General features: G+C 68.9%; 25 protein-coding genes and 1 tRNA gene. 13 read left to right on the top strand and 13 right to left on the bottom strand.

What is annotated here, in order from left to right; all coding sequences use genetic code 11:
- Positions 1-14 precede the first annotated feature (14 nt).
- Together WDJ58_RS14685 and WDJ58_RS14680 are read right to left on the bottom strand one after the other, a co-directional pair.
- On the bottom strand, positions 15-1,256 hold the full coding sequence (locus WDJ58_RS14685) for a hypothetical protein (protein ID WP_338914015.1): 1,242 nt from the start codon (positions 1,254-1,256) through the stop codon (positions 15-17).
- Between the two features lie 76 nt (positions 1,257-1,332).
- Entirely contained in the window at positions 1,333-2,190 is an 858-nt protein-coding gene (locus tag WDJ58_RS14680) for an MBL fold metallo-hydrolase (protein WP_338914014.1), read from the bottom strand.
- A gap of 154 nt (positions 2,191-2,344) precedes the next feature.
- Here WDJ58_RS14680 and WDJ58_RS14675 point away from each other — a divergent pair, with 154 nt between their 5' ends.
- Positions 2,345-2,749: a hypothetical protein gene (locus WDJ58_RS14675; RefSeq protein ID WP_338914013.1), complete on the top strand. Its 405-nt coding sequence runs from the start codon at positions 2,345-2,347 to the stop codon at positions 2,747-2,749.
- Here WDJ58_RS14675 and WDJ58_RS14670 read toward each other — a convergent pair.
- Complete coding sequence (locus WDJ58_RS14670) at positions 2,740-3,153, bottom strand: YlbF family regulator (protein ID WP_338914012.1); 414 nt, start codon at positions 3,151-3,153, stop codon at positions 2,740-2,742. The two genes, WDJ58_RS14675 and WDJ58_RS14670, sit on opposite strands and share 10 nt — an antisense overlap.
- Before the next feature lie 100 nt (positions 3,154-3,253).
- Positions 3,254-4,054: an inositol monophosphatase family protein gene (locus WDJ58_RS14665; protein ID WP_338914011.1), complete on the bottom strand. Its 801-nt coding sequence runs from the start codon at positions 4,052-4,054 to the stop codon at positions 3,254-3,256.
- 81 nt (positions 4,055-4,135) lie between these two features.
- On the opposite strand from WDJ58_RS14665, the gene WDJ58_RS14660 reads away from it, so the two are divergent.
- On the top strand, positions 4,136-4,408 hold the full coding sequence (locus WDJ58_RS14660) for a hypothetical protein (protein WP_338914010.1): 273 nt from the start codon (positions 4,136-4,138) through the stop codon (positions 4,406-4,408).
- Positions 4,409-4,587: 179 nt separating this feature from the next.
- Here WDJ58_RS14660 and WDJ58_RS14655 read toward each other — a convergent pair.
- Positions 4,588-4,671: transfer RNA gene (locus WDJ58_RS14655), tRNA-Leu, on the bottom strand.
- A gap of 92 nt (positions 4,672-4,763) precedes the next feature.
- On the opposite strand from WDJ58_RS14655, the gene WDJ58_RS14650 reads away from it, so the two are divergent.
- The 3 genes from WDJ58_RS14650 to WDJ58_RS14640 all read left to right on the top strand — a co-directional run bounded on the left by WDJ58_RS14650 (position 4,764) and on the right by WDJ58_RS14640 (position 6,503).
- Entirely contained in the window at positions 4,764-5,210 is a 447-nt protein-coding gene (locus WDJ58_RS14650; RefSeq protein ID WP_338914009.1) for a hypothetical protein, read from the top strand.
- A gap of 54 nt (positions 5,211-5,264) precedes the next feature.
- Complete coding sequence (locus WDJ58_RS14645) at positions 5,265-5,750, top strand: DUF309 domain-containing protein (protein WP_338914008.1); 486 nt, start codon at positions 5,265-5,267, stop codon at positions 5,748-5,750.
- A 219-nt stretch (positions 5,751-5,969) separates the two neighbouring features.
- A complete protein-coding gene (locus WDJ58_RS14640; protein ID WP_338914007.1) occupies positions 5,970-6,503 on the top strand; it encodes a DUF2243 domain-containing protein in 534 nt (177 codons plus the stop codon).
- A gap of 160 nt (positions 6,504-6,663) precedes the next feature.
- Here the strand turns inward: WDJ58_RS14640 and WDJ58_RS14635 are convergent, their stop codons facing one another.
- Positions 6,664-6,990, bottom strand: coding sequence for a hypothetical protein (locus tag WDJ58_RS14635; RefSeq protein ID WP_338914006.1), 327 nt, complete (start codon positions 6,988-6,990; stop codon positions 6,664-6,666).
- Between the two features lie 122 nt (positions 6,991-7,112).
- Between WDJ58_RS14635 and WDJ58_RS14630 the strand changes: the two genes are divergently transcribed.
- A complete protein-coding gene (locus WDJ58_RS14630) occupies positions 7,113-8,051 on the top strand; it encodes a hypothetical protein (protein WP_338914005.1) in 939 nt (312 codons plus the stop codon).
- Between the two features lie 77 nt (positions 8,052-8,128).
- Entirely contained in the window at positions 8,129-9,055 is a 927-nt protein-coding gene (locus WDJ58_RS14625) for an A/G-specific adenine glycosylase (RefSeq protein ID WP_338914004.1), read from the top strand.
- An 87-nt stretch (positions 9,056-9,142) separates the two neighbouring features.
- Here WDJ58_RS14625 and WDJ58_RS14620 read toward each other — a convergent pair whose 3' ends face one another.
- Complete coding sequence (locus WDJ58_RS14620; protein WP_338914003.1) at positions 9,143-10,345, bottom strand: hypothetical protein; 1,203 nt, start codon at positions 10,343-10,345, stop codon at positions 9,143-9,145.
- Positions 10,346-10,570: 225 nt separating this feature from the next.
- On the opposite strand from WDJ58_RS14620, the gene WDJ58_RS14615 reads away from it, so the two are divergent.
- The 4 genes from WDJ58_RS14615 to WDJ58_RS14600 all read left to right on the top strand — a co-directional run bounded on the left by WDJ58_RS14615 (position 10,571) and on the right by WDJ58_RS14600 (position 14,214).
- Positions 10,571-11,146 (top strand): NADPH-dependent FMN reductase, encoded by a 576-nt coding sequence (locus tag WDJ58_RS14615; protein ID WP_338914002.1) that lies wholly within the window; start codon positions 10,571-10,573, stop codon positions 11,144-11,146.
- 121 nt (positions 11,147-11,267) lie between these two features.
- Positions 11,268-11,852: a thymidine kinase gene (locus tag WDJ58_RS14610; RefSeq protein ID WP_338914001.1), complete on the top strand. Its 585-nt coding sequence runs from the start codon at positions 11,268-11,270 to the stop codon at positions 11,850-11,852.
- A gap of 97 nt (positions 11,853-11,949) precedes the next feature.
- Positions 11,950-12,591, top strand: a complete 642-nt coding sequence (locus tag WDJ58_RS14605; RefSeq protein ID WP_338914000.1) for a YIP1 family protein — start codon at positions 11,950-11,952, stop codon at positions 12,589-12,591.
- 159 nt (positions 12,592-12,750) lie between these two features.
- Positions 12,751-14,214: an RtcB family protein gene (locus WDJ58_RS14600; protein WP_338913999.1), complete on the top strand. Its 1,464-nt coding sequence runs from the start codon at positions 12,751-12,753 to the stop codon at positions 14,212-14,214.
- Between the two features lie 98 nt (positions 14,215-14,312).
- Here WDJ58_RS14600 and WDJ58_RS14595 read toward each other — a convergent pair whose 3' ends face one another.
- Together WDJ58_RS14595 and WDJ58_RS14590 are read right to left on the bottom strand one after the other, a co-directional pair.
- The gene (locus WDJ58_RS14595; RefSeq protein ID WP_338913998.1) at positions 14,313-14,471 is read right to left on the bottom strand and encodes a DUF7563 family protein; all 159 of its coding nucleotides are present in this window, start codon (positions 14,469-14,471) and stop codon (positions 14,313-14,315) included.
- 104 nt (positions 14,472-14,575) lie between these two features.
- Positions 14,576-14,872, bottom strand: coding sequence for a hypothetical protein (locus WDJ58_RS14590; protein ID WP_338913997.1), 297 nt, complete (start codon positions 14,870-14,872; stop codon positions 14,576-14,578).
- A 106-nt stretch (positions 14,873-14,978) separates the two neighbouring features.
- Here WDJ58_RS14590 and WDJ58_RS14585 point away from each other — a divergent pair, with 106 nt between their 5' ends.
- Positions 14,979-15,833, top strand: a complete 855-nt coding sequence (locus WDJ58_RS14585; RefSeq protein WP_338913996.1) for a translation initiation factor eIF-2B — start codon at positions 14,979-14,981, stop codon at positions 15,831-15,833.
- 214 nt (positions 15,834-16,047) lie between these two features.
- Here WDJ58_RS14585 and WDJ58_RS14580 read toward each other — a convergent pair whose 3' ends face one another.
- From WDJ58_RS14580 to WDJ58_RS14570, 3 genes are all read right to left on the bottom strand, one after another.
- Positions 16,048-16,266: a hypothetical protein gene (locus WDJ58_RS14580; protein WP_338913995.1), complete on the bottom strand. Its 219-nt coding sequence runs from the start codon at positions 16,264-16,266 to the stop codon at positions 16,048-16,050.
- Positions 16,267-16,480: 214 nt separating this feature from the next.
- The gene (locus WDJ58_RS14575) at positions 16,481-17,653 is read right to left on the bottom strand and encodes an NAD(P)/FAD-dependent oxidoreductase (RefSeq protein ID WP_338913994.1); all 1,173 of its coding nucleotides are present in this window, start codon (positions 17,651-17,653) and stop codon (positions 16,481-16,483) included.
- Between the two features lie 208 nt (positions 17,654-17,861).
- Positions 17,862-18,401 (bottom strand): Rrf2 family transcriptional regulator, encoded by a 540-nt coding sequence (locus tag WDJ58_RS14570; RefSeq protein WP_338913993.1) that lies wholly within the window; start codon positions 18,399-18,401, stop codon positions 17,862-17,864.
- Between the two features lie 126 nt (positions 18,402-18,527).
- Between WDJ58_RS14570 and WDJ58_RS14565 the strand changes: the two genes are divergently transcribed.
- Positions 18,528-19,439, top strand: coding sequence for an NAD-dependent epimerase/dehydratase family protein (locus tag WDJ58_RS14565; RefSeq protein ID WP_338913992.1), 912 nt, complete (start codon positions 18,528-18,530; stop codon positions 19,437-19,439).
- On the opposite strand, the gene WDJ58_RS14560 is transcribed toward WDJ58_RS14565, so the two are convergent.
- A complete protein-coding gene (locus WDJ58_RS14560; protein ID WP_338913991.1) occupies positions 19,436-20,749 on the bottom strand; it encodes a TIGR00341 family protein in 1,314 nt (437 codons plus the stop codon). The genes WDJ58_RS14565 and WDJ58_RS14560 overlap by 4 nt on opposite strands.
- Positions 20,750-20,793 lie beyond the last annotated feature (44 nt).

Raw genomic sequence — 20,793 nt, 5'->3', positions numbered from 1 at the left:
TCGACCTTCGGTGGTTACTCCCCGTCCGCGTCGTCGGTCCCTTCGTCCTCCTCCTGGTCCTCGGCGGCGGTCGGCTCCCCCCCGCCCATACCGCCGAAGACGGAGGCCATCCGCTTGCGCATCTCGGCGAGTTCCTCGAGTTCGTCCTGGAGTTCGTCCATCCGGTCGTCGAGCTCCTCGATGCGGCCCTCGGGGATCTCGTCCCTGACACCGTCGACCTCGCCGTGGATGTCCTCGATCTCCTCGCGGAGCGAGGTGGTCTCCTCGTCGATCCCCTCGACGCGCTCCTCGACGGAGGCCAGCGAGGACTCGACGTCCTCGACGTCGGTCCGGACCTCGCCGACCTCCCCGTCGATCCGCGAGACGTCCTCGTCGAGTTCGCCGACCCGCTCGGTCGCCGCCGAGACCTCCCCGGAGACGGATTCGACCTCGGTCTCGACCCGCTCCACGTCGGCCCGGACCCCTTCGACCGTCTCCTGGAGCTCCCGTACCAGCGTCCGGGCCTCGCCGTTCTCGTCGATGAACCCCTCGAGCGCGTCGGAGTACGCCTTCAGGTCGGCTATCTCGCTCTGCAGGTGGTCGATACGCACCTCGACGCTGTTCGAGGACTCCACCTCGCCGCCCAGGGCGTCCCGGAGCACCTCGAGGTCGGCGTCCGACACCCGTCCCGAGCGGATGCTCTCGGCGAGCGCGGCGGCGACCGATTCGGAGGGGACGGACGCCGGTTCGCTCGGCTCCGCGGGCTGGTCTTCCGGCCGGGGCTCCGACGGTGACGTCGGTTCGTTCACGTCGGCGGCGGCGATGGCCGCCTCGAGGTCGTCGGCGGACGCACCGGGGTCGGATCCCCCGGAATCCTCGTTGATGACGTCACGGACGACCTCGCTGGAGTCCTTCGGCGGGTCGACCTCGGCCTCGGGCTCGCCCAGGAACCGCCCGATGTCCTCGGTGTCCCGCGCACGGAGGCCGTAGACGGTCGTGTACTCCTCGCCCGGCTCGAACGTGCGCTCGAAGATGAGCTCCTCGCCCTCGTTGCGCCAGTGCTCGGCGCCGTACTTCGGGTGAAAGCCGATGTCTTCGGCCTGGATGTCGTCGGGGACGGTGTCGACGAGCGCCACGTCGACGGGGACGTCACGCTCGGACCTGATCACGAACGCGATGGCCGGCACCGGGAAATCGTCGGGTTCGAACGACTTCTCCACGGAGACGCCCTCCCGCCGTATCTCGACGCTGACCTCCTCGGGGTCGGCGCTACTCATATCCTCTCGATGCCGCTATCGGCGTATAAATGTATGCGATGGCCCGGATTCCTGTGTCTGTGCCCTCGTAGCCGGCTCAGAGGTCGATACGGTCGCCGGTCTCGACGACCTCGACCCGCTCGGGGTAGTCGAACGACCGGACGTGATCGCGTACCGCGTGGGGGTTCGCCGTCATCCCCTTCCACATGTCCCAGTGGGAGGGGAGCAGTCGGTCCATCTTCACCTGGTTCGCCGCCTCGGCGACCATGTTCTCGCCGGAGTACCACCGCGTGAACGTCCGCTCACCGGTCCCCTTGTCGGGGAGCATCCCCGTGCTCCCGAACGCGAGCACGCCCAGGTCGATCTCGTAGCGTTCGCCGACCTCCTCGAACGGCTCGCCGGGCCGGGAGTCCCCGCCGTGGAAGAACGTCCCCGCCTCGTGCTCGAACACGTACGAAACCGGGTGCGTCGCGTCGGGGTCGTTCGCCCCCTCGACGTGGACGGTGAACGACCCAATCTCGATGGTGTCACCCTCGGCAATCACCTGTAGCTGGTCGTCGTCGACGTCCCACTCGTCGGTCCAGGCCTCCTCCTCGCGCGCGACCGCGACGGAGTCGTCCGGGGCGACGAACGGCGCGCCGGTGTTCGCCAGGATCGGGGCCTGCGAGGGGCCGTGGACGTGGTCGGTGTGCTCGTGGGTCGCGAGGACGGCGTCGCACGACTCGACGTCCGCCGGGTCGAACGGCACCGGAATCATCCGGACCGTCCGCGGTGGGTCGCCGGTTCCGAGGTACGGGTCGACGAACACGGTCGTTCCGTCGTCGGCCTTCAGGACGAACCCGTTACAGCCGAGATACCAGATCGCGACGCCCTCGGGGTCGGCCTCGCTCACCGCCCGGGGGAGCCAGTCCCCCCAGTCCGAGTGTACCCCGCGTTCGCTCGCATGGTCGCTCATGTGCCCCCGTGCTCGCGGGAGCGGGCTAAGCGTTTCCATCCCTCGACCCGCCACCGGTCCCGGCGTACACTCTCGGGCCGTTCTCGGCTCGCCTCCGAATCGCCCGAAGCCGGAACGGCGGTGGCTTCTCGGTTCGTCGGGACGGACCGAGGGCATGGACGATCGGACACGTGGGCTATTTCGAGATGGCTCGCTCGCGCTGCTGGCGCTCGCGGCGATGCTGGACGTGCTCCGTCGCCGGGATCGGATCGACACGCTCCTCGACCCTGCGGCATTGCTCCCGGGTGTCGTCGGGGCGATCGTGGTCGAGGCGCTCATGCTCCGTGATCCCGAGCGGACCCGCGACCTCTGGGAGCGACCGCTGGTTCGGGTAGCGAGTCTGGGCGGGACGGTCGCCGTCGGGCGTACGCTGGCTCGACAGCGCGAGGAACGCGCGGTGGCGGCGGTCTGCTGGGGGCTCCTCACCTACCTGCTGCTGCTCGGAGTCGTCCTCTCGGGGCGAGAGAATCCCGTCTCGTCGGTCCGGAGAGCGGTCGAGAACGGGTCGCGTCAGTCCTGACAGCAGCCGCCGGCCTTCTCGCCGAAGTCGACCGAGAGCGGGGCGCTGATGGTCTCGTTGAGCTCCTGGAGCTGGAGTTCGAGCTCCGAGCGGGCCTGGAGGAACTCGGCCATCACGGGGATGTCGTGGAGCTCCTGCTGGGCCTCCTGGAGCCGCCGGAGGTCCTCGTTGGTCGCGTCGCCGGTCTGCCGGGCGAGCATGAACTCCTCGCGGAGCCCCTCGAACTCGCGGATGCGCTCCTGGGCGTCCTCGTCGGACTCGACGGCCGCCTTCGCCTCCGCGAACCGCTCGTGGGACGGGAGGTCGGCGATGGCGTCGCCGAGGTCGGCGGCGAGCTCCGTCGCGCGGGCGGCGGCCTCGGCGTCCTCCGACTCCACGGCGTCGGGCGTCGTCTCGGTGCTCATACGCGACCTTGGGACCCGGACGGTTTAGGCTTGCCGAATGTGACACCGGCGGTCGGTCGTCACCTCACTCGCGGACGTCTCGTCCGGCCTTCACTGGAACTCAGTCCCCGCCGATCCCCCGGGTCGCGGCGAGGAGTTCGTCGTGGACGCGGCCGTTCGAGGCGACGATCCCCTCGCTGTCGTGTCGCCACCGCTCCCCGTGGAGGTCGGTGACCGCCCCGCCGGCCTCCCGGACCATGTGGACGCCGGCGACGGTGTCCCAGGGGTTGGTGTGGAGGTTCGTGAACGCCCCGTCGAGTTCGCCGGCCGCGACCATCGAGAGGCAGAGCTGTGCCGAGCCGATCCGCCGGATGTCGCCGAACCGCTCGACGGCCTCCCGGCACGCCGCGGCGTACTCGTCGCGGCGGTCGAACGCCCACCAGAACGTCGGGCAGACGGTGCAGGCCTCCGGATCGCCCCCCGTCGAGACCGAGAGCGGCTCGTCGTTCCGTCTTGGGCCCTCACCGTCCGCGGTGTACGTGTCCCCGAGTGCCGGCGCGACGTTCGCCGCCGCCACCGGCTCGCCGTCGAGGACCGCCGCGACGCTGGTCGTCCAGATCCGCGTCCCGCGAACGTAGTTGTTCGTCCCGTCGATGGGGTCGACGATCCACGTCGCCCCCTCGTCCGGGACCGCCTTCAGCGCGTCCTCCTCCTCGCCGACGACCGCGTCGGCCGGGTACGCCTCCCGGACGACGTCGATGACCGCCCGCTGTGCCTCGCGGTCGGCCGCGGTGACCACGTCCGTCTTGCCGCCCTTCCGCTCGACGTCGAGGTCCCCGCGGAACCGCGACTCGGCGACCGACGCGCCCGCACGGGCGGCCCGGAGCACGGTCTCCGCTCGCTCGTCGACGTCCTCGCTCATGGGCGTAGCGCGGGGGCCGCCGGCAAATGGACACCGGTTCCCGCCGAGTGGTTTTTCCCGCCCGGTCCCCTCGCCGACCGCGTGAACACCGAGGCCAAGCGCATCCACAACATCGCGCCGGACCCCGTTCGGCTGACGTTCGACGACGGGGCGACCGTCGAGATCGAGGTCCGGATGGCCGAGTTCTTCCAGGAGGCGTTCCAGGGCGAGGGCGTCGACGAGGAGGGGTGGACGTACCGGCTCGTCTCCGACGGCACGGACGACCCGCTCGTCGCCGGCCGGGAGACCGACGAGGGCTGGGAGACCGTCGGCGAGGTCGTCGCGGTCGAGCGAGTCGGGACTGCCGGGGCGTAGTCGGCGAGGAGTCTTGCGAGGGAAGACCGCTCCGGGCGGGTCTTCCGGCACGCGGGCTCCGGCGGAGCCGGTGCCCGAGTGCGAGGGAGGGGATTTGAACCACGGTCGCAGGCGACCTGCTCCCTGGCCCGAAATCCCCTCGCGCATTCGCGGGCGACGCGTGAGACGCCGCCCACTCATGCGAGGGAGGGGATTTGAACCCCTGGACCTCTACAGGAGCGGATCTTGAGTCCGCCGCCGTTTCCAGGCTTGGCTACCCTCGCACGCACCCGTGAGTGGGTCACCGCAGCGGGTTCAACGCTCCGGTTCGATCGCGTATCGAAGGAGACTCGGCCGTTCGGAACCACCGATAGCCATGGCCACTCCGCCGAACCTCGTGCTCGACGGCGACGAACTGAAACTCGACGCCGCCGTCGGCTGGTCCCGCCGTCGGTTCGACCTCTCGGATCGCGCGGAGACCCTCCTGCGCGACCTCGGGTACGGGAACGCCGATCTCGTGCCGTGGGTGACCGCCCGGGCGCTCGTGCTCGCCGGCGGCGCGACGCTCCCGGAGGGCAACGACGCCCGCGACACCGCCTGGAACGTCGGCGGTGCCGACGGCGGCCGCGAGGCGAGCGAGGCCGAACTCCGCGCGCTCGCCGACTACCTGCGGAGCGTCACGGTCGAGGACCGCGCCCTGGAGACCCTCCGCGAACACGTCCGGAAGACGGGACTCTCCACCCACCTCGATCCCGAGGATATCCAGGGCCGGGCCGGGAAGGTGGGTGAGCTGAGCGACATCGCCCGGAACCTCGACCGGTAGAGTTCGCCAAGGCGGCACCGATGGATTCTCCCCCGAGAAGGACCTGTGGCGCGTATGGACGAGCACACCAGCGACCCGTCGGTCCCGGGACCGGAGCGGGGCGAGCCGACGGGGTGGCTCCCCGACGCGGGCCGCTGGGAGCACGACACCCTCCGGCGGGCGACGGTCCACGGCATACGGCTATACAATTCCGGGGAGTACCACGAGTCCCACGACTGCTTCGAGGACGAGTGGTACAACTACGGTCGGGGTAACGTGGAGAGCAAGTTCCTCCACGGGATGGTGCAGGTCGCCGCGGGCGCGTACAAGCACTTCGACTTCGAGGACGACGTCGGGATGCGCTCGCTGTTCGAGACCGCCCTCCAGTACCTCCACGGCGTCCCCCGTGACTACTACGGCGTCGACGTGCTCGACGTGCGGACGACGCTCACGAACGCGCTGAACGATCCGGAAGCCCTCCACGGCTGGCGGATCGTGCTGGACGGGGAGCGACCGGAAGCGACGGACGCGGACTTCGCTTACGCCGAACGGCTGGATTGAGACGGCGCTCCCTCGGCGCGGTCTCGGGACGAGGCGAGAGCGAGGGCCCGTGTCGCCGGCCGGCCGGATCGGGCCGCTGGCGCGTTCCCGTACCGTCCCCGGTTCCCCGACGGGACCCGCGATGCGGCGACCGGCCTTCCCCCGCGCCCAGAGCAAGACGAACACCCGACGAGCCAGCGCAAGCAGGCCGCTTTTTTCTTTCTACTCGGTAGTCATCGTATGAACGAACCGGAGGCGACGTGGCTGGGGCTTCCGAGGCGGGTCAAACCGCTCGTCAGGGCCGGAGTCGTCCTCGGCCTGGGGATCGGCGGGTTCTTCGACGGGATCGTCCTGCACCAGGTCCTCCAGTGGCACCACATGGTCTCCGGCTACGTCGAGCCGACCACCGTGGCCAGCCTGGAGCTGAACGTGCTGGCGGACGGGTTCTTCCACGTCGCGACGTACGCCTTCACGATCGTCGGGATCGCCCTGCTCTGGGGCACGTGGGACGACCCCTCGGTTCCGAAGTCCCGGCGGGCGCTGGTGGGGGCGACGATCATCGGATGGGGGCTGTTCAACTTCGTCGAGGGGCTCGTCGATCACCAGATCCTCGGCGTCCACCACGTCTGGCCGGCCGGTCCCGGTCCGGTGCTCCTCTGGGACGTCGCGTTCCTGGTGTGGGGCCTCCTGTTCATCGCCGGCGGGTACGCGATCGTCCGTGGGGACGAATCCGCCTCGCGGGCACCCGATCGGAGCAGGGCGGCGACCGAGTAGGGCCGCGAGAGCGAGACGGTTCGAAAAGTCGAGTTCCGGACGCGAAAGTGAGTACGAACCACGGCCCCCGTCGGGCTCTCATACGGTCGGTTGTAGTCCCTTACCGGGGATCACCGACCCCGCCCGGGCGAGCACCGGTAAATCGTTACGACCGACCGTATCAGAAGTTGTACCGGCGGTCGTTGTCGTCGCGCGCGGGGCCGGAGACGTCCCCACCGGTCATCTCGTCGTAGGTCATCCCCGAGAGGTACTCGTCGTAGGTGACGTCGTAGCCCGACCGGAGGTGGAAGTCGAGGTCGGCGCTGTCGACCGTCGACCGGAACAGGACGTGGACCGCCCGGCGGACGAGCTCGTCCGCGTCGGTCCCCATCGCCGCGTGGAGCATCGCGAGCTCGTTCCGCGTCTCGGCGTCGAGCGGGACGTCGAGTTCCTCGCCCAGATCGGCGTAGGCGGTCTGTACGTCGTCCGATAGGTCCTCGAGGCTCATGCGGTTCCGGAGGGCGCTCCGGCGGAAAACCCCCACGGGTTCTCCCGAACGCGCTCGGTTCGCGCGTTTCCTGCCGTACAGTCCACAGAAGACACTTGTCCCCGGTCGTGCGATCGTCCGCCGTGACCGACGCGCCCTCCACCCTCTCCAGACGGTCGCTACTCGCGAGCGGCGTGACCGGCTGTGCCCTCCTCGCCGGCTGTGCCGGCGCGGGGAGCAGCGACTGTAGCTTCGGGTTCGAACTGGCGATGACGCCCGCGACGGACGAGGAGTTCCTCGAGGAGACGCTCACCGACCCGTCGCGGGACCGCCCGGACGCCTGGCGGGAGATCGTCTCGGCCGCTGTGGAGCGGGACGAATCCCGCTACACGACCGTCCACGCCGCGCCGGTCCGGGACGGCGACCGGGTCGAGTACGAGGGGGGCTACTATCGGATCGCACGCGGAACGGCCGATCGGGTGGAAGTCGAGGCGCACGTCCTCTCCGCCGAGTACGACCGGGAACGGGACCCGCCGTCGGGGGCGACCGTCGTTCCCTTCGAGGACCTCCCCGAACCCGACCGGGTGGCGCTCCGTTCGCTCCTCCCGAACGACGAGCGACGCCTCGCGGAGGCCGAGGCGTTCACCATCAGCGGTCGCCCGGTCGTCTATCCCGACGCTTCGGAGTCGGAGTCCGTACTCCTGAGCGGGGGATCGACCTGGGTCCGCTACGACGACGGAGCCGTCGAGGTGCGCGTCGAGGGAACCGAACGAGTCGAACGGGTGACCTACCGCTACACCGCCGAGGAACTCGCCGACGACCGCGAGGCGTACCTCGCCCACGTCCGGGAGGCGTTCGTCGTCGATCTCGGCGAGGTCCCCGAATCCGAGCGGGAGGTGTTCTCGCGCGCCATCGACGCCGGCGAGGACGGCATCCAGCTGTGTGAACCCGAGGGTGCCGAGCGGGCGGTCGTCGACCGGCTGGAGTCGATACCTGAGTCGGAGACACCTCACTATCACACGTGGTTCCTCGACTACGAAGGTGAGGTGTACCGCACGGAACTCGTCGAGTTCGCCGTCTGAAGCTCGGGGCGCTCGCTCGATCCGTCGGGGCGACCGGGACCGCCACACCCAAACCCCGGGCGGGCGAACCGCGAGCGATGACAGACGGGGGCGAGTCGGCCGACGACGAGTACCTCCCCGTGGATCCGGCCGCGGTCCGCGAGGCGCTCGTCTCGTGGTACGAGGCCGACCACCGGGACTACCCGTGGCGCGAGACGACCGACCCCTATCCGATACTCGTCTCGGAAGTGATGAGCCAGCAGACTCAGCTCGACCGCGTGGTCGAGCCCTGGCGGGAGTTCCTCGACCGGTGGCCGACCGTCGAGGCGCTGGCCGCGGCCGACCGCTCGGAGGTGGTGGGGTTCTGGACCGACCACTCGCTCGGGTACAACAACCGCGCGAAGTACCTCCACGAGGCCGCCGGACAGGTCCTCACGGAACACGACGGGGAGTTCCCGCGGACCCCCGAGGGGCTCCAGGATCTGATGGGGGTCGGCCCGTACACGGCGAACGCCGTCGCCTCGTTCGCGTTCGACGCCGGCGACGCGGTAGTCGACACGAACGTCAAGCGGGTGCTCCACCGCGCGTTCGACGTCCCCGACGACGACGCGGCGTTCGAACGGGTCGCGAACGAACTGATGCCCGAGGGCGCTTCTCGTACCTGGAACAACGCGGTGATGGAACTCGGTGGCGTGGTCTGCGGGACCGCTCCCCGGTGTGACGAGGCCCCGTGTCCCTGGCGGACGTGGTGTCGTGCCTACGAGACGGGCGACTTCACCGCGCCGGACGTACCGACACAGCCGAAGTTCGAGGGCTCGCGCCGGCAGATGCGCGGTCGCGTCGTCTCCGTGCTTCGGGAGTACGACGAACTTCCCCTCGAGGAACTGGGCCCCCGGGTCCGGGTGGACTACGGCGGCGAGCACGGCGAGGGCTGGCTGCGTGGTCTCCTCTCCGATCTCTCTGACGACGGGCTCGTCGAGTTCGAGGAGTCCGACGGGACCAGCGTGGCCCGACTCCGGCGGTGAACGGGAGGCCGTGCTGCCCGGCCGGGCGGTGGCGACGTCGAGCCGGCAACGGGCGACACCGCCGGCCCCTGGACGCTCGTCGGGGGCTCAGTCGCACACGATCCGTCGCAGGGCATCCTCCAGGTCGGCGCTGTAGGCCCGCCTCGTGAAGTCCGACCGGGCCTTCTCGACGGTCGCCCGTGTCATCTCCTCTAGCCGCCCGGGATCCGTTTCGGCACAGCGACGCACCTGCGAGCGTATCCCCGGGACGCTGACGTCGTCGAGCATGAACCCCCACCCGCCGGTATCGTGTACGATCTCGGAGGAGAGGACGGGGACGAGCCCGGCGTGCATACAGGCCGCGATCGACCCCGAGGGAAAGCCGTCGCTCGCGGACGGGTACAGCAGATACCCCGCTTCGGACGTTATCCGGGTGAACTCCCGGGAACCCACCTCTACCCAGTCCATCGTGTGGATGTTGTCGGTTTCGTACAGTAGATCGTGGTAGTGTTCGGCGAACTCCTCGTTGTTCGCCACCGGGCCACAGACGTACAGGTCGACGCCCTCCAGCCCCTCGAACGCTTCGAGCGCCAGGTCGAGCCCCTTCAGGACCAGCCCCGATCCGCCGAACCAGACGAACGACCGTCGCGCCTCGTCGAAGTCCTTCCCCCGTATCTCGGGTGAGAAGTTCGGGTCGTAGGAGAGTCGAATCGGGTGGATAGAGGAGGTATCACCCGCGAGGTCGTGGTAGGTCCGTGCGGTCCGCTCGTCGCCGACGACGATGACGTTCTCGTAGGACCCGGGGGTGCCGCGGTGTTCGCGCGAGCGCTCCGGCGGGAGCCTGATCCCGCGCCGCTCTTCGAGGTTCCGCAGTCGCTCCGTCTCCTTCTCCCGCAGCGTCGGCATCGACTGGCCCGTCCCGTAGTATATCCTGGTGCAGTCGCAGTCCTCCGCGGCTCTGTGGTAGTTGTCACCTCGTCCGAAGAGCAGGTCGTACTCCTCCAGGCGCGGCGGAGGGTCGTGCCCCAGGGGGAAGATATCGACCGTGTACCCCAGGTCGGACACGCGGTCGGCGAGTTCGATGGCCTGCCACCTGTTCTGGTGAACGCGGAACCTCGGGGAGAACTCGAAGTAGTAGAACGGCTCCGTGAGGTAGAACACGAGGGCCCGTCCCCTCGGACTCGCCCCGCCCCCGGCGTAGCCCTCGATCACGTCCGGACTCCGTTCGATCCGGTAGTCCTCCGCTTTCTCGATCAGCAGGTGAAACGCCGCTACCGGGTCTGAGAACCCCTTCCGGAGCCGTTCTAGCATCCGAGAGCAGATGGGAATATGACGGTAGTAAGTATTTTGGTACGGGAGGGGACGGAGCGGTAACGATCCGTCCCGACGAGGCGACTGCGAGAGGCGTGACCACCGTGGCGGTTCCATTAGCGCGGTCGGGACCGGTCGTCGGGCCCGGTTGGGTCGGCCTGTCATCGGGTGCCGTGCCGCGAACGAAACTCCCCCGTCTTTATCCCTGGACGCTCTACTGCGGGTATGAACACCCACGTCGTGGCCATCCCGGGGAGCCTCCGGGAGGTGAGTTACACGCGACTGGCGTCGCGTCGGGTACTCGACGCAGCCGAGTCGCGGGGGGCGACGACCGATCTGATCGACCTCCGGAGTCTCGATCTGCCGGTGTACGACGGTGACGCCGGCGGGGCGGGCGACGCCGACGAACTCGCCCGGCGGGTACGCGAGGCCGACGCCGTCCTGCTCGCCACTCCCGTCTATCACGGCTCGTACTCCGCGCCGCTGAAGAACGCGCTCGACTACTGCGGCTTCGACGAGTTCGAACACACCACCGTCGGTCTGCTCGCGGTCGCCGGCGGGTCGTTCCCCACCACGGCGCTCGAACACCTCCGGTCGGTCTGCCGGTCGCTCAACGCCTGGGTGCTCCCCCATCAGGCCGCGCTCCCGAACGTCTCCTCGCGGTTCGAAGGGGGCGAACTGGTCGACGAGACGATGGCGGAACGGGTCGACACGCTGGGCGTGCGCCTGGTCCAGTACGGCAAGATCGAACCCGACCCGATGACGGTCGAGGCCTGCGAGAACGTGGGCGCGGACGACTGATCGGGTCGACTGCTGATACCGGAGGAACCGAGAGCCCGTCCCGGGACCGGCGTTCCCTCCTGCCGTTTCACTTTCGCTCCGTGGCTCGCATTCAAGAACGGTGCCCGAATCGGACCCCCTCGTGCACGCCATCACGAACAGCGGCTGGGTCGAGGTGATCACGGGGTGTATGTTCTCCGGGAAGACCGAGGAGCTACTCAGGCGGCTCCGGCGGGCCGAGATCGCCGGCCAGGAGGTCGCGGCGTTCACCCCGAACGTCGACGACAGGTTCGGGACGGCGGCCATCGGGAGCCACGTCGGCCGGCGCATCGAGGCCGGCGTCGTCGACACCGAGGACCCGCTACCGGGGATGCGCGAGGCGCTGAACGGCGAGAGCGTCGTCGCCGTCGACGAGGCGAACTTCTTCTCCGCGGCCCTCCGCGAGGCGTGTGACGAACTCGCGGACGACGGTCGACGGGTGGTCGTCTCGGGAACCGACCAGACGTTCCGGGGCGAGCCGTTCGACCCCCTCCCCGCGCTCATCGCCACCGCGGAGTACGTCGACAAACTTCGGGCCATCTGTACCCTCTGTGGCGAACCCGCGACCCGCAATCAGCGGCTCATCGAAGGTGACCCCGCACACTACGACGACCCCACGATCATGGTCGGGGCCGAGGAGTCCTACGAGGCGCGCTGTCGGCACTGCCACACCGTCCGTCGGGACTGATCTCTCGCTCCCCTACACTCGCTCCTCGACCCGCGCTGCACGGCGCGGCCCACGCCGTCCCGGAACGGTCAAACCGCTACGGAGCCTACTCCCGGCAGTGACTACCTGGGTCGAGAACCCGACGGGGGGCCGCGATCGCGGGCCGCGCGGTCTCGCCCGGGCGTGGGTCGAGGTCCTCGTCCGTCCCCGGCGGTTCTTCGAGAACGGGGTCGCCCCCGGCGACCAGGCACCCGGTCTCGTCTTCGCCGTGGCCGTCACGCTCGTCTACCTCGGGTCGCGGTTCGCGCTCGACCCCGCCTCGGCCCCCGTGTTCGGCGGCCGACGCTACGTCTCCGCGCTCCTCGTCCTCGCCGCCGCGGGGCTGATCGTCGCGCCCGCGACGCTCCACCTCACCGCCGCGCTCCAGACGATACTCCTGATGATCGCGGTGCGGGATCGGGCGGGCGTGAGCGAGACGGTCCAGGTGCTGGCCTACGCCACCGCGCCGTGTGCGCTCGCCGGTATCCCGGTTCCGGGGGTCCGGGTGGCCTGTGCGGCCTACGGGTTCGTCCTCCTGGTCGCGGGGATGAGCGTCGTCCACGACGTCTCGCTCCCCCGGGCCGCGCTCGTCGTCGCCGTCCCGGGGATCGTGGTGTTCGGCTACGCCTTCGGCGGCCTGTTCGCGCTCGAAGCCGTCACCGGCCTGGAACTCGTCACCACCGAACCGCCCGTGTCGGGCGCGGCGAACGGATCGGGGTAGAAGCGGCTCGCGGGGCTGTGTACGACCGGTCGGTTCAGTCGTGGGGTGCCGGGCGTACCCTCGGGATCAGCCGGCGGGCGCATCGCCCGGCGAGTCGGGACACTGCCGTCCGCGCCCGGCGTCGAAAGCTATTCCCCCGCCGACCGGTCACTCCAAACTATGACCGACACGTTCGACGCCGGCGACGTGACCCTCGAACGGGTACGCGAGCACGTCTGGGAGATCCCACAGGAGGGGGAGATGCGGGTCCCGGCGCGGGTGCTCGCCAGCGAGCGACTGCTCGAGGAGATCAAACAGGACCGGACGCTCCAGCAGCTGCGGAACACCACGCACATGCCCGGCATTCGGAAGTACGCCCTCTGCATGCCCGACGGCCACCAGGGCTACGGGTTCCCCGTCGGCGGGGTCGCTGGCATCGACGCCGAGGACGGCTGTATCTCGCCGGGAGCGGTCGGCTACGACATCAACTGTGGGGTGCGGATGATGCGGACGAACCTCACCTACGACGACGTCCAGGGCCACGAGGAGGAGCTCGTCGACGCGCTGTTCGAGGCGGTTCCCTCGGGCCTCGGCGGCGGTGGCGTCGTCGAGGGCGACCGCGACACGGTCGAGTCGGTCCTCGCACGCGGGATGGACTGGGCGCTCGAGGAGGGGTACGCGACCGAGGACGACCTCGCCCACTGCGAGGACGAGGGGTACCGACCGGACGCCGATCCGGGTGCAGTGTCCCAGAAGGCCAAGGACCGCGGTCGCAGCCAGATCGGCTCGCTGGGATCGGGCAACCACTTCCTCGAGGTCCAGCGGGTCACCGACGTCTTCCTCGACGACGTCGGCGACGCGTACGGCCTGGAGGAGGACCAGATCGTCGTCCTCGTCCACTGTGGCTCGCGGGGGCTCGGCCACCAGGTGTGTACCGACTTCCTGCGCGAGATCGAGCAGACCCACAAGGGCCTGCTCTCACAGCTCCCGGACCGCGAACTCGCGGCCGCGCCCGCCGGGTCACCCCTCGCCGAGGAGTACTACGGGGCGATGTGTGCGGCCATCAACTTCGCGTGGGTCAACCGCCAGCTCGTCATGCACCGCACCCGCGAGGTGTTCGCCGACGTGTTCGACCGCGACTGGCGGGACATGGGGATGGAGCTGCTCTACGACGTCGCGCACAATATCGCCAAGCGCGAGGTCCACGACGTCGGCGACGAGGAACGGGAACTGTTCGTCCACCGGAAGGGCGCGACGCGGGCGTTCCCGGCAGGGAACCCCGAGGTCCCGAAGGCGTACCGCGACGTCGGCCAGCCGATCATTATTCCCGGGTCGATGGGCGCGGGGTCGTACGTGCTCCGCGGCGGCGAGCACTCCATGGCGGAGACGTTCGGCTCGACCGCCCACGGTGCCGGCCGGCTGATGAGCCGCACGCAGGCGAAGCGGGAATTCTGGGGCGGGGACGTCCAGGACGACCTTCGCGAGACCCAGAAAGTGTACGTGAAGGCCCAGTCCGGGGCGACCATCGCCGAGGAGGCCCCCGGCGTCTACAAGGACGTCGACGAGGTGGTCAGGGTGAGCGACGCGCTTGGAATCGGGGACAGGGTCGCACGGACCTTCCCCGTCTGTAACGTCAAGGGGTGAAGCCCTGGGCCGAGGCCGATCCAATCGGGAACCGTTCCCCCGGATAGCCGCCGAGGGATCGACCGGATCGTAGAAGGAGGTGGGTAGGTCTGAGTTCGCTACTGCTGGCGGGGTGCGCGTGCCTCGCGGACGTCCGCACCGTCGCGGAGCTTGTCCTCGCAGTGGGGACAGACCCGGACGGTGTCCATTCCTTCGGGCGCGAAGACGCGGACGTACGATTCGGTCACGTACGATTCACAGTTCTGACAGTGGGGCACGCTTTGGCTCTAAGCAGTGACGCTCTTATAACTTGGGTTCCGGTTCCGATACGACTGGTCGAACGCGCCCGAACGCGCCGGTCCCGCCCGGACGTTCGTTCTCGTCAGTCGAGGAACTCGAACCGCGGCGGCTCGGCGAGTCCGGTGTGGGGTTTGACCTCCTCCCCACCCTCGAACCGGACGAACGAGAGGTAGAAGGGGCGGCCACAGCCCTCTCCGCACGTCTCGCTCGCGCCACAGACCAGCTCGACCCCGTCGGCGTCCTCGAAGACCTCGTAGGCGGGGGCGTACTCCCAGCCGTCGAGAGGGTCGGGCGTGACGGACTTGTCCGCGAGATACGCGTCCCGATCGAGTTCGACTACCGCATCGCACCGCGGACAGATGTACCTGACCGTGACCATGTTCGCGGTAGGTGCCCGCCGGATTAAACGACCCCGGTGGCGGCATCCGGTGTCCGCCCGCGTAGAGGGGGGAAGCTCTTTGCCCACGCCCGTCGGATCCCCGGACATGATAGACGAGACGGTCGAGGAGATCAAAGAGCTACAGACACACAGCTCCTCCGTCGTCGCCGTGAAGGCCGCCGAGGCGCTCCGCGAGCTGCTCGACCGCGAGTTCGTCACCGTCGAGGAGTTCACCCTGTCGCTGGAGCGCAACTCGAGCGCCCTCCGCCGGGCACAGCCCTCCCACGCGACGCTGTTCACGACACAGACCGAGCTGGTGGAGACGGTGCGCGAGGAGGACGTGAACTCCGTCGGCGAGGCCAAGGACCGTCTCGCCACGGCCATCGACCGGGTCGTCGAGCGGGTCGAGAACGGCAAGCGGCTCGCGGCCGAGAACGCCGCCGACGTCTTCGAGGACGGCGCGACGGTGCTGACTCACGACTACTCCTCGACGGTCCTGGGGGCGATGGAGGCCGCTCTCGACGACGGAGCGGAGTTCGAGGTGTACGTGACCGAGGCCCGGCCGCGCTACCTCGGCCGGAAGCTGGCCCGGAGCCTCGCCGGGTTCGAGGGCGTCGAGACACGACTGCTCACCGACGCCGCCTGCGGGCACTACCTGCGCGAGTGCGACCGGGTCGTCCTCGGCATGAGCTGTATCGTCGGCGAGGCCTACTACAACCGCATCGGGACGTTCCCCCTCTGTGCGACGGCGAGCCAGCTAGACGTTCCCGTCACCGTCCTCGGGGCGTCCTCGAAGGTCATCGACGAGGGCGGCTTCCAGTTCGAGAACGAGTTCCGCTCGCCGACCGAGGTGATGCGCGAACCCGCGGAGGGGTTCGACGTCTACAACCCCGCCTACGACGCCACGCCGACCCGCCTCATCGACGAGGTCGTCACCGACCGTGGCGTCGTCACGTACTGATCCGCACGCCGGGTCCGTGGGGACCGACCGCTCCGCGGCTCCGTGAACCACCCGGCGGCCGGTTATCGGGAAACGTCGCCACTCGTCGTCCCCGTCGATCGTCCGCGTTGAGACGACGTGGAGGACGGTACCGTCTCGTACGAACTGTCGTAGTCCTTTACCGCTGGTGTCCGACCCCCCCGAGCCACCCGATAAATCGGTACAACAGTCCGTATCAGGCGGGATGGGCGCGTTCGGACCGCTCGAACCTCGGCTGGGTGACGACGACCGTCGAACACTCGGGGCACTCGTACGCCAGTTCGCTCCGGTCCTCGGCATCGCGCTCGGTGACGGCCCATTCGCCGAGCGGGGCCGTCCGCCCGCACGTCGGACACACCAGCTCGGCCTTCCGTCGACCACCCCCGGCGAAACCGGACTCCTCGATATCGTTCATTGTCCGTGAATAGGCCGTCGAGACGTAAAGACCTGATGGCTGAATCGTTCACGTTCGTTCGTCAAACCACTCCCCCACCACATGAACGGAACCGATATGCGGGAAAAGAACGCGGAGAGTTCGATGATCTCCGTAATAGTGGACGATCGTGTATAAGTAACGGACGCACGATCCGGCCCGGAAGCCGGGGCGTCGACGGAATCGTGCCACGGACTCACATGTCGGGGTACGCGCGGGCCGCGGCGACGGGGCCGGCGACGGTCTTTATCCAGCGGGCGGCGACACCCTTCTTCAGCGCCTCCGCGACCGGCCCCCCGAACGTCTCCATGACGTTCCGGAACCCGACGACGTCGTGCGCGACCGCCTCGTCGCCGACCGAGATGAGCGTCCCCTTGTCCTCGTGGATCCACTCCCTCATGGGCTGGCCCCGGATGGCCCGGGCGACGTTCTCACCGGCGATCTCCGCGGCCTGCCAGGCGGCCTGTGCGGTCGGCGGGGCGACGGCGTCGTCCTGCTCCTGCTCGACGAGCGCGGCGTCACCGAGTGCGAACACCCGCTCGTCGCTCGTCCGGAACGTACTCGCGCTGTCGATGCGGTGACTCCGCTCGTCCTGCTCGACCTCGAACTTGCTCGCCGGCTCCTGGCCGGTGATCCCCCCCGTCCAGAGCAACACGTCGTAGTCGAGTTCGGTCTCCTCGCCGATGTACACCGTCTCCTCGTCGACCTCGCCGATGAACTCCCCGGTCATGATGTTCACGTCCCGGGCCTCGAGGAGCTTGCGGAGCTTGGCCTGGACGACGGGGTCGTTGTTCGGGAAGACGTTGTCGAGACCCTCGACGAGGTGGATGTCGATCGGGGCGCGGTGGCGGTCGCGGAACGCGGCGATCTCGCCGGACGACTGGATGCCCGAGAGACCCGCCCCGCCGACGACGACCTGTGCGGGGTCGTCCCGGGTCGCCTCCTTGGCGGCGTCCTTGACCGCGTCGTGGACCCCCATGGCGTCGTCGAGACCCTTGAGCGTCAGCGAGTGCTCCTCGAGCCCCTCGATGCCGAAGAACGCCGTCCGCGAGCCGAACCCGACGACCAGGTAGTCGTACTCGACCGTCGAGCCGTCCGCGAGGTGGACGGTCCGTCCCTCGACGTCGACGTCCTCGACGGACCCCTGGACGAACCGGGTTCCGGGTGACTTGATCTCGGAGACGGGAAACCGGATACGGTCGCGGATCGACGGGTCGCGGATGATTCGGTGGGCCTCGTGCAGGACGAGGTGGTGGTCGACGTCGGACACCCACGTCAGGTCCGCCTCCCCATCGAGCCGCTCTTCGAGGCTCAGTATCGTCCCCGTGCCGGCGTAGCCGGACCCGAGTACGACGACGTCCTCAGTCATGACCGGAACTGCGATGTCACCGGATACAAAGCTGTTGAATCGCCCGCGCGAAACCGGCAAACGTCGCGGTATCGAACGTTCGGTACCATCCCACGTGGAGGGGACGCGGGAAGGGCCCGTCCATCGACGCCGAGCCGGAGGTAGTGCCAGGTGCGCTACCTCCGCTCGGGTAGCCGAGCGTGTAGCCGTCCGCGTCAGCGCTTCGTGCCTACTTCTCGGGCGTATCCCCCTCGGCGGGGGCGCGCATGGAGTCGATGGTGAGGATGAGCGTGTTGTTCGTGTCGTCCTTCCCCTCGAGGGTCCCGCGGATGACGAGCTTCGAGAGGGGCGTCGGGCCGACCGTGATCTCGTCGCCCTCGTGGAAGTCGGCGATCGACCCCTGGAGGCGGATCTCCGCCCGGCAGAGCTCCGGGTGGTGGACGCTGGTCAGGTGAATCTCCTGGACGTTCGCACCCTCGATGGGTTCGCCGTCGTGTTCGAGCGGGACGTCCGCCGCCTGGTCCATGTCCTGGATCTCCAGGGCGTCGTACGCCGCCGCGGTCGGTTTGTACCCCCCCTTCGGGCCGGGTACCCCCTCGACCAGCTGGAGGGCCTTCAGGGACTGCATCTGGTTCCGGATGGTCCCGGGGTTCCGGTCGACCCGCTCGGCGATGTCCTCGCCCTTCACCGCCGACTCGGACTGTCTGAACAGGTTTACCAGCTCCTGCAGAATGGATCTCTGACTGGGTGTGAGCTCGATCGACGACATGAGAAACCGTTGGATAGTGACTCTGATAAAGCCGCCGGTGAGTCGAGGGAACCGAGAACCGACCATATCGGTGTCGTCTGCCGAAGGACCGACACGTCTTTGTCCGCCGCCGGGGGTCTACCCGGTATGAAGAACGAACGCGTACTCGTTACGGGTGGCGCGGGGTTCATCGGTTCGAACCTCGCCAACCACCTCGCCGACGAGAACGAGGTCGTCGCACTCGACGACCTCTACCTGGGGACCCCCGAGAACCTGCACGACGACGTCGAGTTCGTCGACGGATCCGTCCTCGACGACGACCTCCCCGCGGACGTGGACGTTCTGTTCCACATCGCGGCGCTCTCCTCGCGGAACATGCACGAGGAGAACCCCCAGCGCGGCGTCCGCGTCAACGTCGAGGGGTTCGTCAACACGGTCGAACAGGTCCGCGAACACGGCTGTGACACCGTCGTCTACGCCTCGACCTCCTCGATCTACGGGTCGCAGACCGAGCCCTGCCCGGAGGACATGCCCGTCCACGCGGCGACGGGGTACGAGGCGTCGAAGCTCGCACGCGAGCAGTACGGCGAGTACTACTCCGACTTCCACGACATGTCGATGGCGGGGATGCGCTTCTTCTCGGTCTACCAGGGGTACGGCGGGGCCGAGGAACACAAGGGGGAGTTCGCGAACCTCATCGCGCAGTTCGCCGACGAACTCGCCGACGGGGAGGCACCGGTGATCTTCGGCGACGGGACACAGACCAGGGACTTCACCCACGTCGACGACATCGTCCGCGGGCTCGAACTCGCCGCCGACCACGAACTCGACGGCATCTACAACCTCGGGACCGGCGAGTCCTACTCGCTGAACGAACTCGTCGAGGAGCTGAACGACCGCCTCGGGACCGACATCGAGCCCGAGTACGTCGAGAACCCGATGAAGAACTACGTCCACGACACGATGGCCGACCCCTCGAAGATGCGGGCGGCGACTGGCTGGGACCCCGAGATATCCTTCGACGAGGGGCTCGACCAGGTCTGCGCGCAGTACCGCTAGCTCGCCGTTCCCGACCCGGAGGGGAACTCGGTCCGTTCCGCGAACTCGACGGAGACGGCCACGTCCGTGCCGGTCCGTTCCTCCAGGCTCCGACCGATGTCCGCGGCCAGGTCCGGGTAGCCCCTGTCGACGGGGCGACTCACCACGACGTCGATCTGACGGGGACCGCCCAGCAGTCCCAGCCCGGTGAACTCCGCCTGGACCGATCGGAGCATCAGTTCCTCGTACTCCTCCTGTTCGAGGGTGTCCTGGACGGCTCCGTTGGCCGAGTTCTCGAGCCGGACGTGCTGGACCATCGCGACCGACGGGAGCGCGAAGAACACGAGCAGCGCGACGACGGTGAGCACGATGATCGTCGTCGATCGACGTTCGAGGTTGGCGCGGAGTGCCCCCGGCGTCCAGTCGTCCGGCCGATACCCGAGATACCACAGGGTCGCGGTGGCGGAGAGGACGATCGAGATGGTGTTGACCACGAGCAGCGTCGCGGCACCGAGCGCGACGGTCGGGAGCGCCCAGACGATACCGATACCGACGGCCGCCGCAGCGGGGACGACGGCCGCTGCGATGGCCACACCGACCAGCGAGAGCGGGAGATCGGTCGCCACGCCGAACCCGGCGGCCGACCCCGCACACAGCCCGAGGAGCAACGAGAGGACGCCCGGCGAAACCCGGGATCCGATCTGTTCGACGGTCCGGACGGCCAGCGCCGGCGGGAAGAACCCGCCGGCCTGCAGCAGCCACCCCATGGCCGTCGCGGTGAGGACGGCGACCAGGAGCCCGAGCACCAGCGACAGGAGACCGCTTCCCACCATCTCCCGGTCGTCGACGACCGTCCCGACCGATCCCGTTATCGCCGCGCCGACCTGGGGAGAGATGGCCATCGCCCCGATGACGACCGCCGGGGAGTCGAGCAGCAGCCCCGCGGTGGCGACGATGGCGCTCAGGACCGTCATCACGTAGTAGCTCCGCCGGTCGGGGAGTAGCGACTGCGCCTTCGCACGCACCTCCTCGTGGGCGACGCTGTCGTCCGACTCGTCGCCCTCGACGTATCGCTCCTCGAGTTCGTCGAAACCCTCGGTGTTCGCCGTCTCGCCCCTCGTGATGACGGTGTACGTCCCGTCGTCGACCCCCGCGTCGCGGAGCGCGTCGAGGATCGACTCGACCGCGCCGACCGGGATCGGGAACTCCACGATCTCGGCCCCCTCGCGGCTTCGTTCCTCGGTCACCACGTAGTCGACACCCTCCTCGTCGAGAACACCGGTGACCGTATCGAGGCCGTCCGACGGGACGAGGAGGCGGACGAGTCGCATGGCGGGGGGTTTCGGATCCACCCTCTTGGGGCTGCCGTCCTGTA

The sequence above is a fragment of the Salinirubellus litoreus genome (assembly GCF_037335815.1).
Classification (GTDB): Archaea; Halobacteriota; Halobacteria; order Halobacteriales; family Haloarculaceae; genus Salinirubellus; species Salinirubellus litoreus.
Note: the sequence above shows the minus strand (reverse complement) of the source record. Positions and strands in the feature narration are given on the sequence as shown.

What these genes read in the sequence shown, in the direction of transcription:
- WDJ58_RS14685 (WP_338914015.1), bottom strand. Translation starts at nt 1,256, where the DNA reads ATGAGTAGCGCCGACCCCGAGGAGGTCAGCGTCGAGATACGGCGGGAG.
- WDJ58_RS14680 (WP_338914014.1), bottom strand. Translation starts at nt 2,190, where the DNA reads ATGAGCGACCATGCGAGCGAACGCGGGGTACACTCGGACTGGGGGGAC.
- WDJ58_RS14675 (WP_338914013.1), top strand. Translation starts at nt 2,345, where the DNA reads ATGGACGATCGGACACGTGGGCTATTTCGAGATGGCTCGCTCGCGCTG.
- WDJ58_RS14670 (WP_338914012.1), bottom strand. Translation starts at nt 3,153, where the DNA reads ATGAGCACCGAGACGACGCCCGACGCCGTGGAGTCGGAGGACGCCGAG.
- WDJ58_RS14665 (WP_338914011.1), bottom strand. Translation starts at nt 4,054, where the DNA reads ATGAGCGAGGACGTCGACGAGCGAGCGGAGACCGTGCTCCGGGCCGCC.
- WDJ58_RS14650 (WP_338914009.1), top strand. Translation starts at nt 4,764, where the DNA reads ATGGCCACTCCGCCGAACCTCGTGCTCGACGGCGACGAACTGAAACTC.
- WDJ58_RS14645 (WP_338914008.1), top strand. Translation starts at nt 5,265, where the DNA reads ATGGACGAGCACACCAGCGACCCGTCGGTCCCGGGACCGGAGCGGGGC.
- WDJ58_RS14640 (WP_338914007.1), top strand. Translation starts at nt 5,970, where the DNA reads ATGAACGAACCGGAGGCGACGTGGCTGGGGCTTCCGAGGCGGGTCAAA.
- WDJ58_RS14635 (WP_338914006.1), bottom strand. Translation starts at nt 6,990, where the DNA reads ATGAGCCTCGAGGACCTATCGGACGACGTACAGACCGCCTACGCCGAT.
- WDJ58_RS14625 (WP_338914004.1), top strand. Translation starts at nt 8,129, where the DNA reads ATGACAGACGGGGGCGAGTCGGCCGACGACGAGTACCTCCCCGTGGAT.
- WDJ58_RS14620 (WP_338914003.1), bottom strand. Translation starts at nt 10,345, where the DNA reads ATGCTAGAACGGCTCCGGAAGGGGTTCTCAGACCCGGTAGCGGCGTTT.
- WDJ58_RS14615 (WP_338914002.1), top strand. Translation starts at nt 10,571, where the DNA reads ATGAACACCCACGTCGTGGCCATCCCGGGGAGCCTCCGGGAGGTGAGT.
- WDJ58_RS14600 (WP_338913999.1), top strand. Translation starts at nt 12,751, where the DNA reads ATGACCGACACGTTCGACGCCGGCGACGTGACCCTCGAACGGGTACGC.
- WDJ58_RS14590 (WP_338913997.1), bottom strand. Translation starts at nt 14,872, where the DNA reads ATGGTCACGGTCAGGTACATCTGTCCGCGGTGCGATGCGGTAGTCGAA.
- WDJ58_RS14585 (WP_338913996.1), top strand. Translation starts at nt 14,979, where the DNA reads ATGATAGACGAGACGGTCGAGGAGATCAAAGAGCTACAGACACACAGC.
- WDJ58_RS14580 (WP_338913995.1), bottom strand. Translation starts at nt 16,266, where the DNA reads ATGAACGATATCGAGGAGTCCGGTTTCGCCGGGGGTGGTCGACGGAAG.
- WDJ58_RS14575 (WP_338913994.1), bottom strand. Translation starts at nt 17,653, where the DNA reads ATGACTGAGGACGTCGTCGTACTCGGGTCCGGCTACGCCGGCACGGGG.
- WDJ58_RS14570 (WP_338913993.1), bottom strand. Translation starts at nt 18,401, where the DNA reads ATGTCGTCGATCGAGCTCACACCCAGTCAGAGATCCATTCTGCAGGAG.
- WDJ58_RS14565 (WP_338913992.1), top strand. Translation starts at nt 18,528, where the DNA reads ATGAAGAACGAACGCGTACTCGTTACGGGTGGCGCGGGGTTCATCGGT.
- WDJ58_RS14560 (WP_338913991.1), bottom strand. Translation starts at nt 20,749, where the DNA reads ATGCGACTCGTCCGCCTCCTCGTCCCGTCGGACGGCCTCGATACGGTC.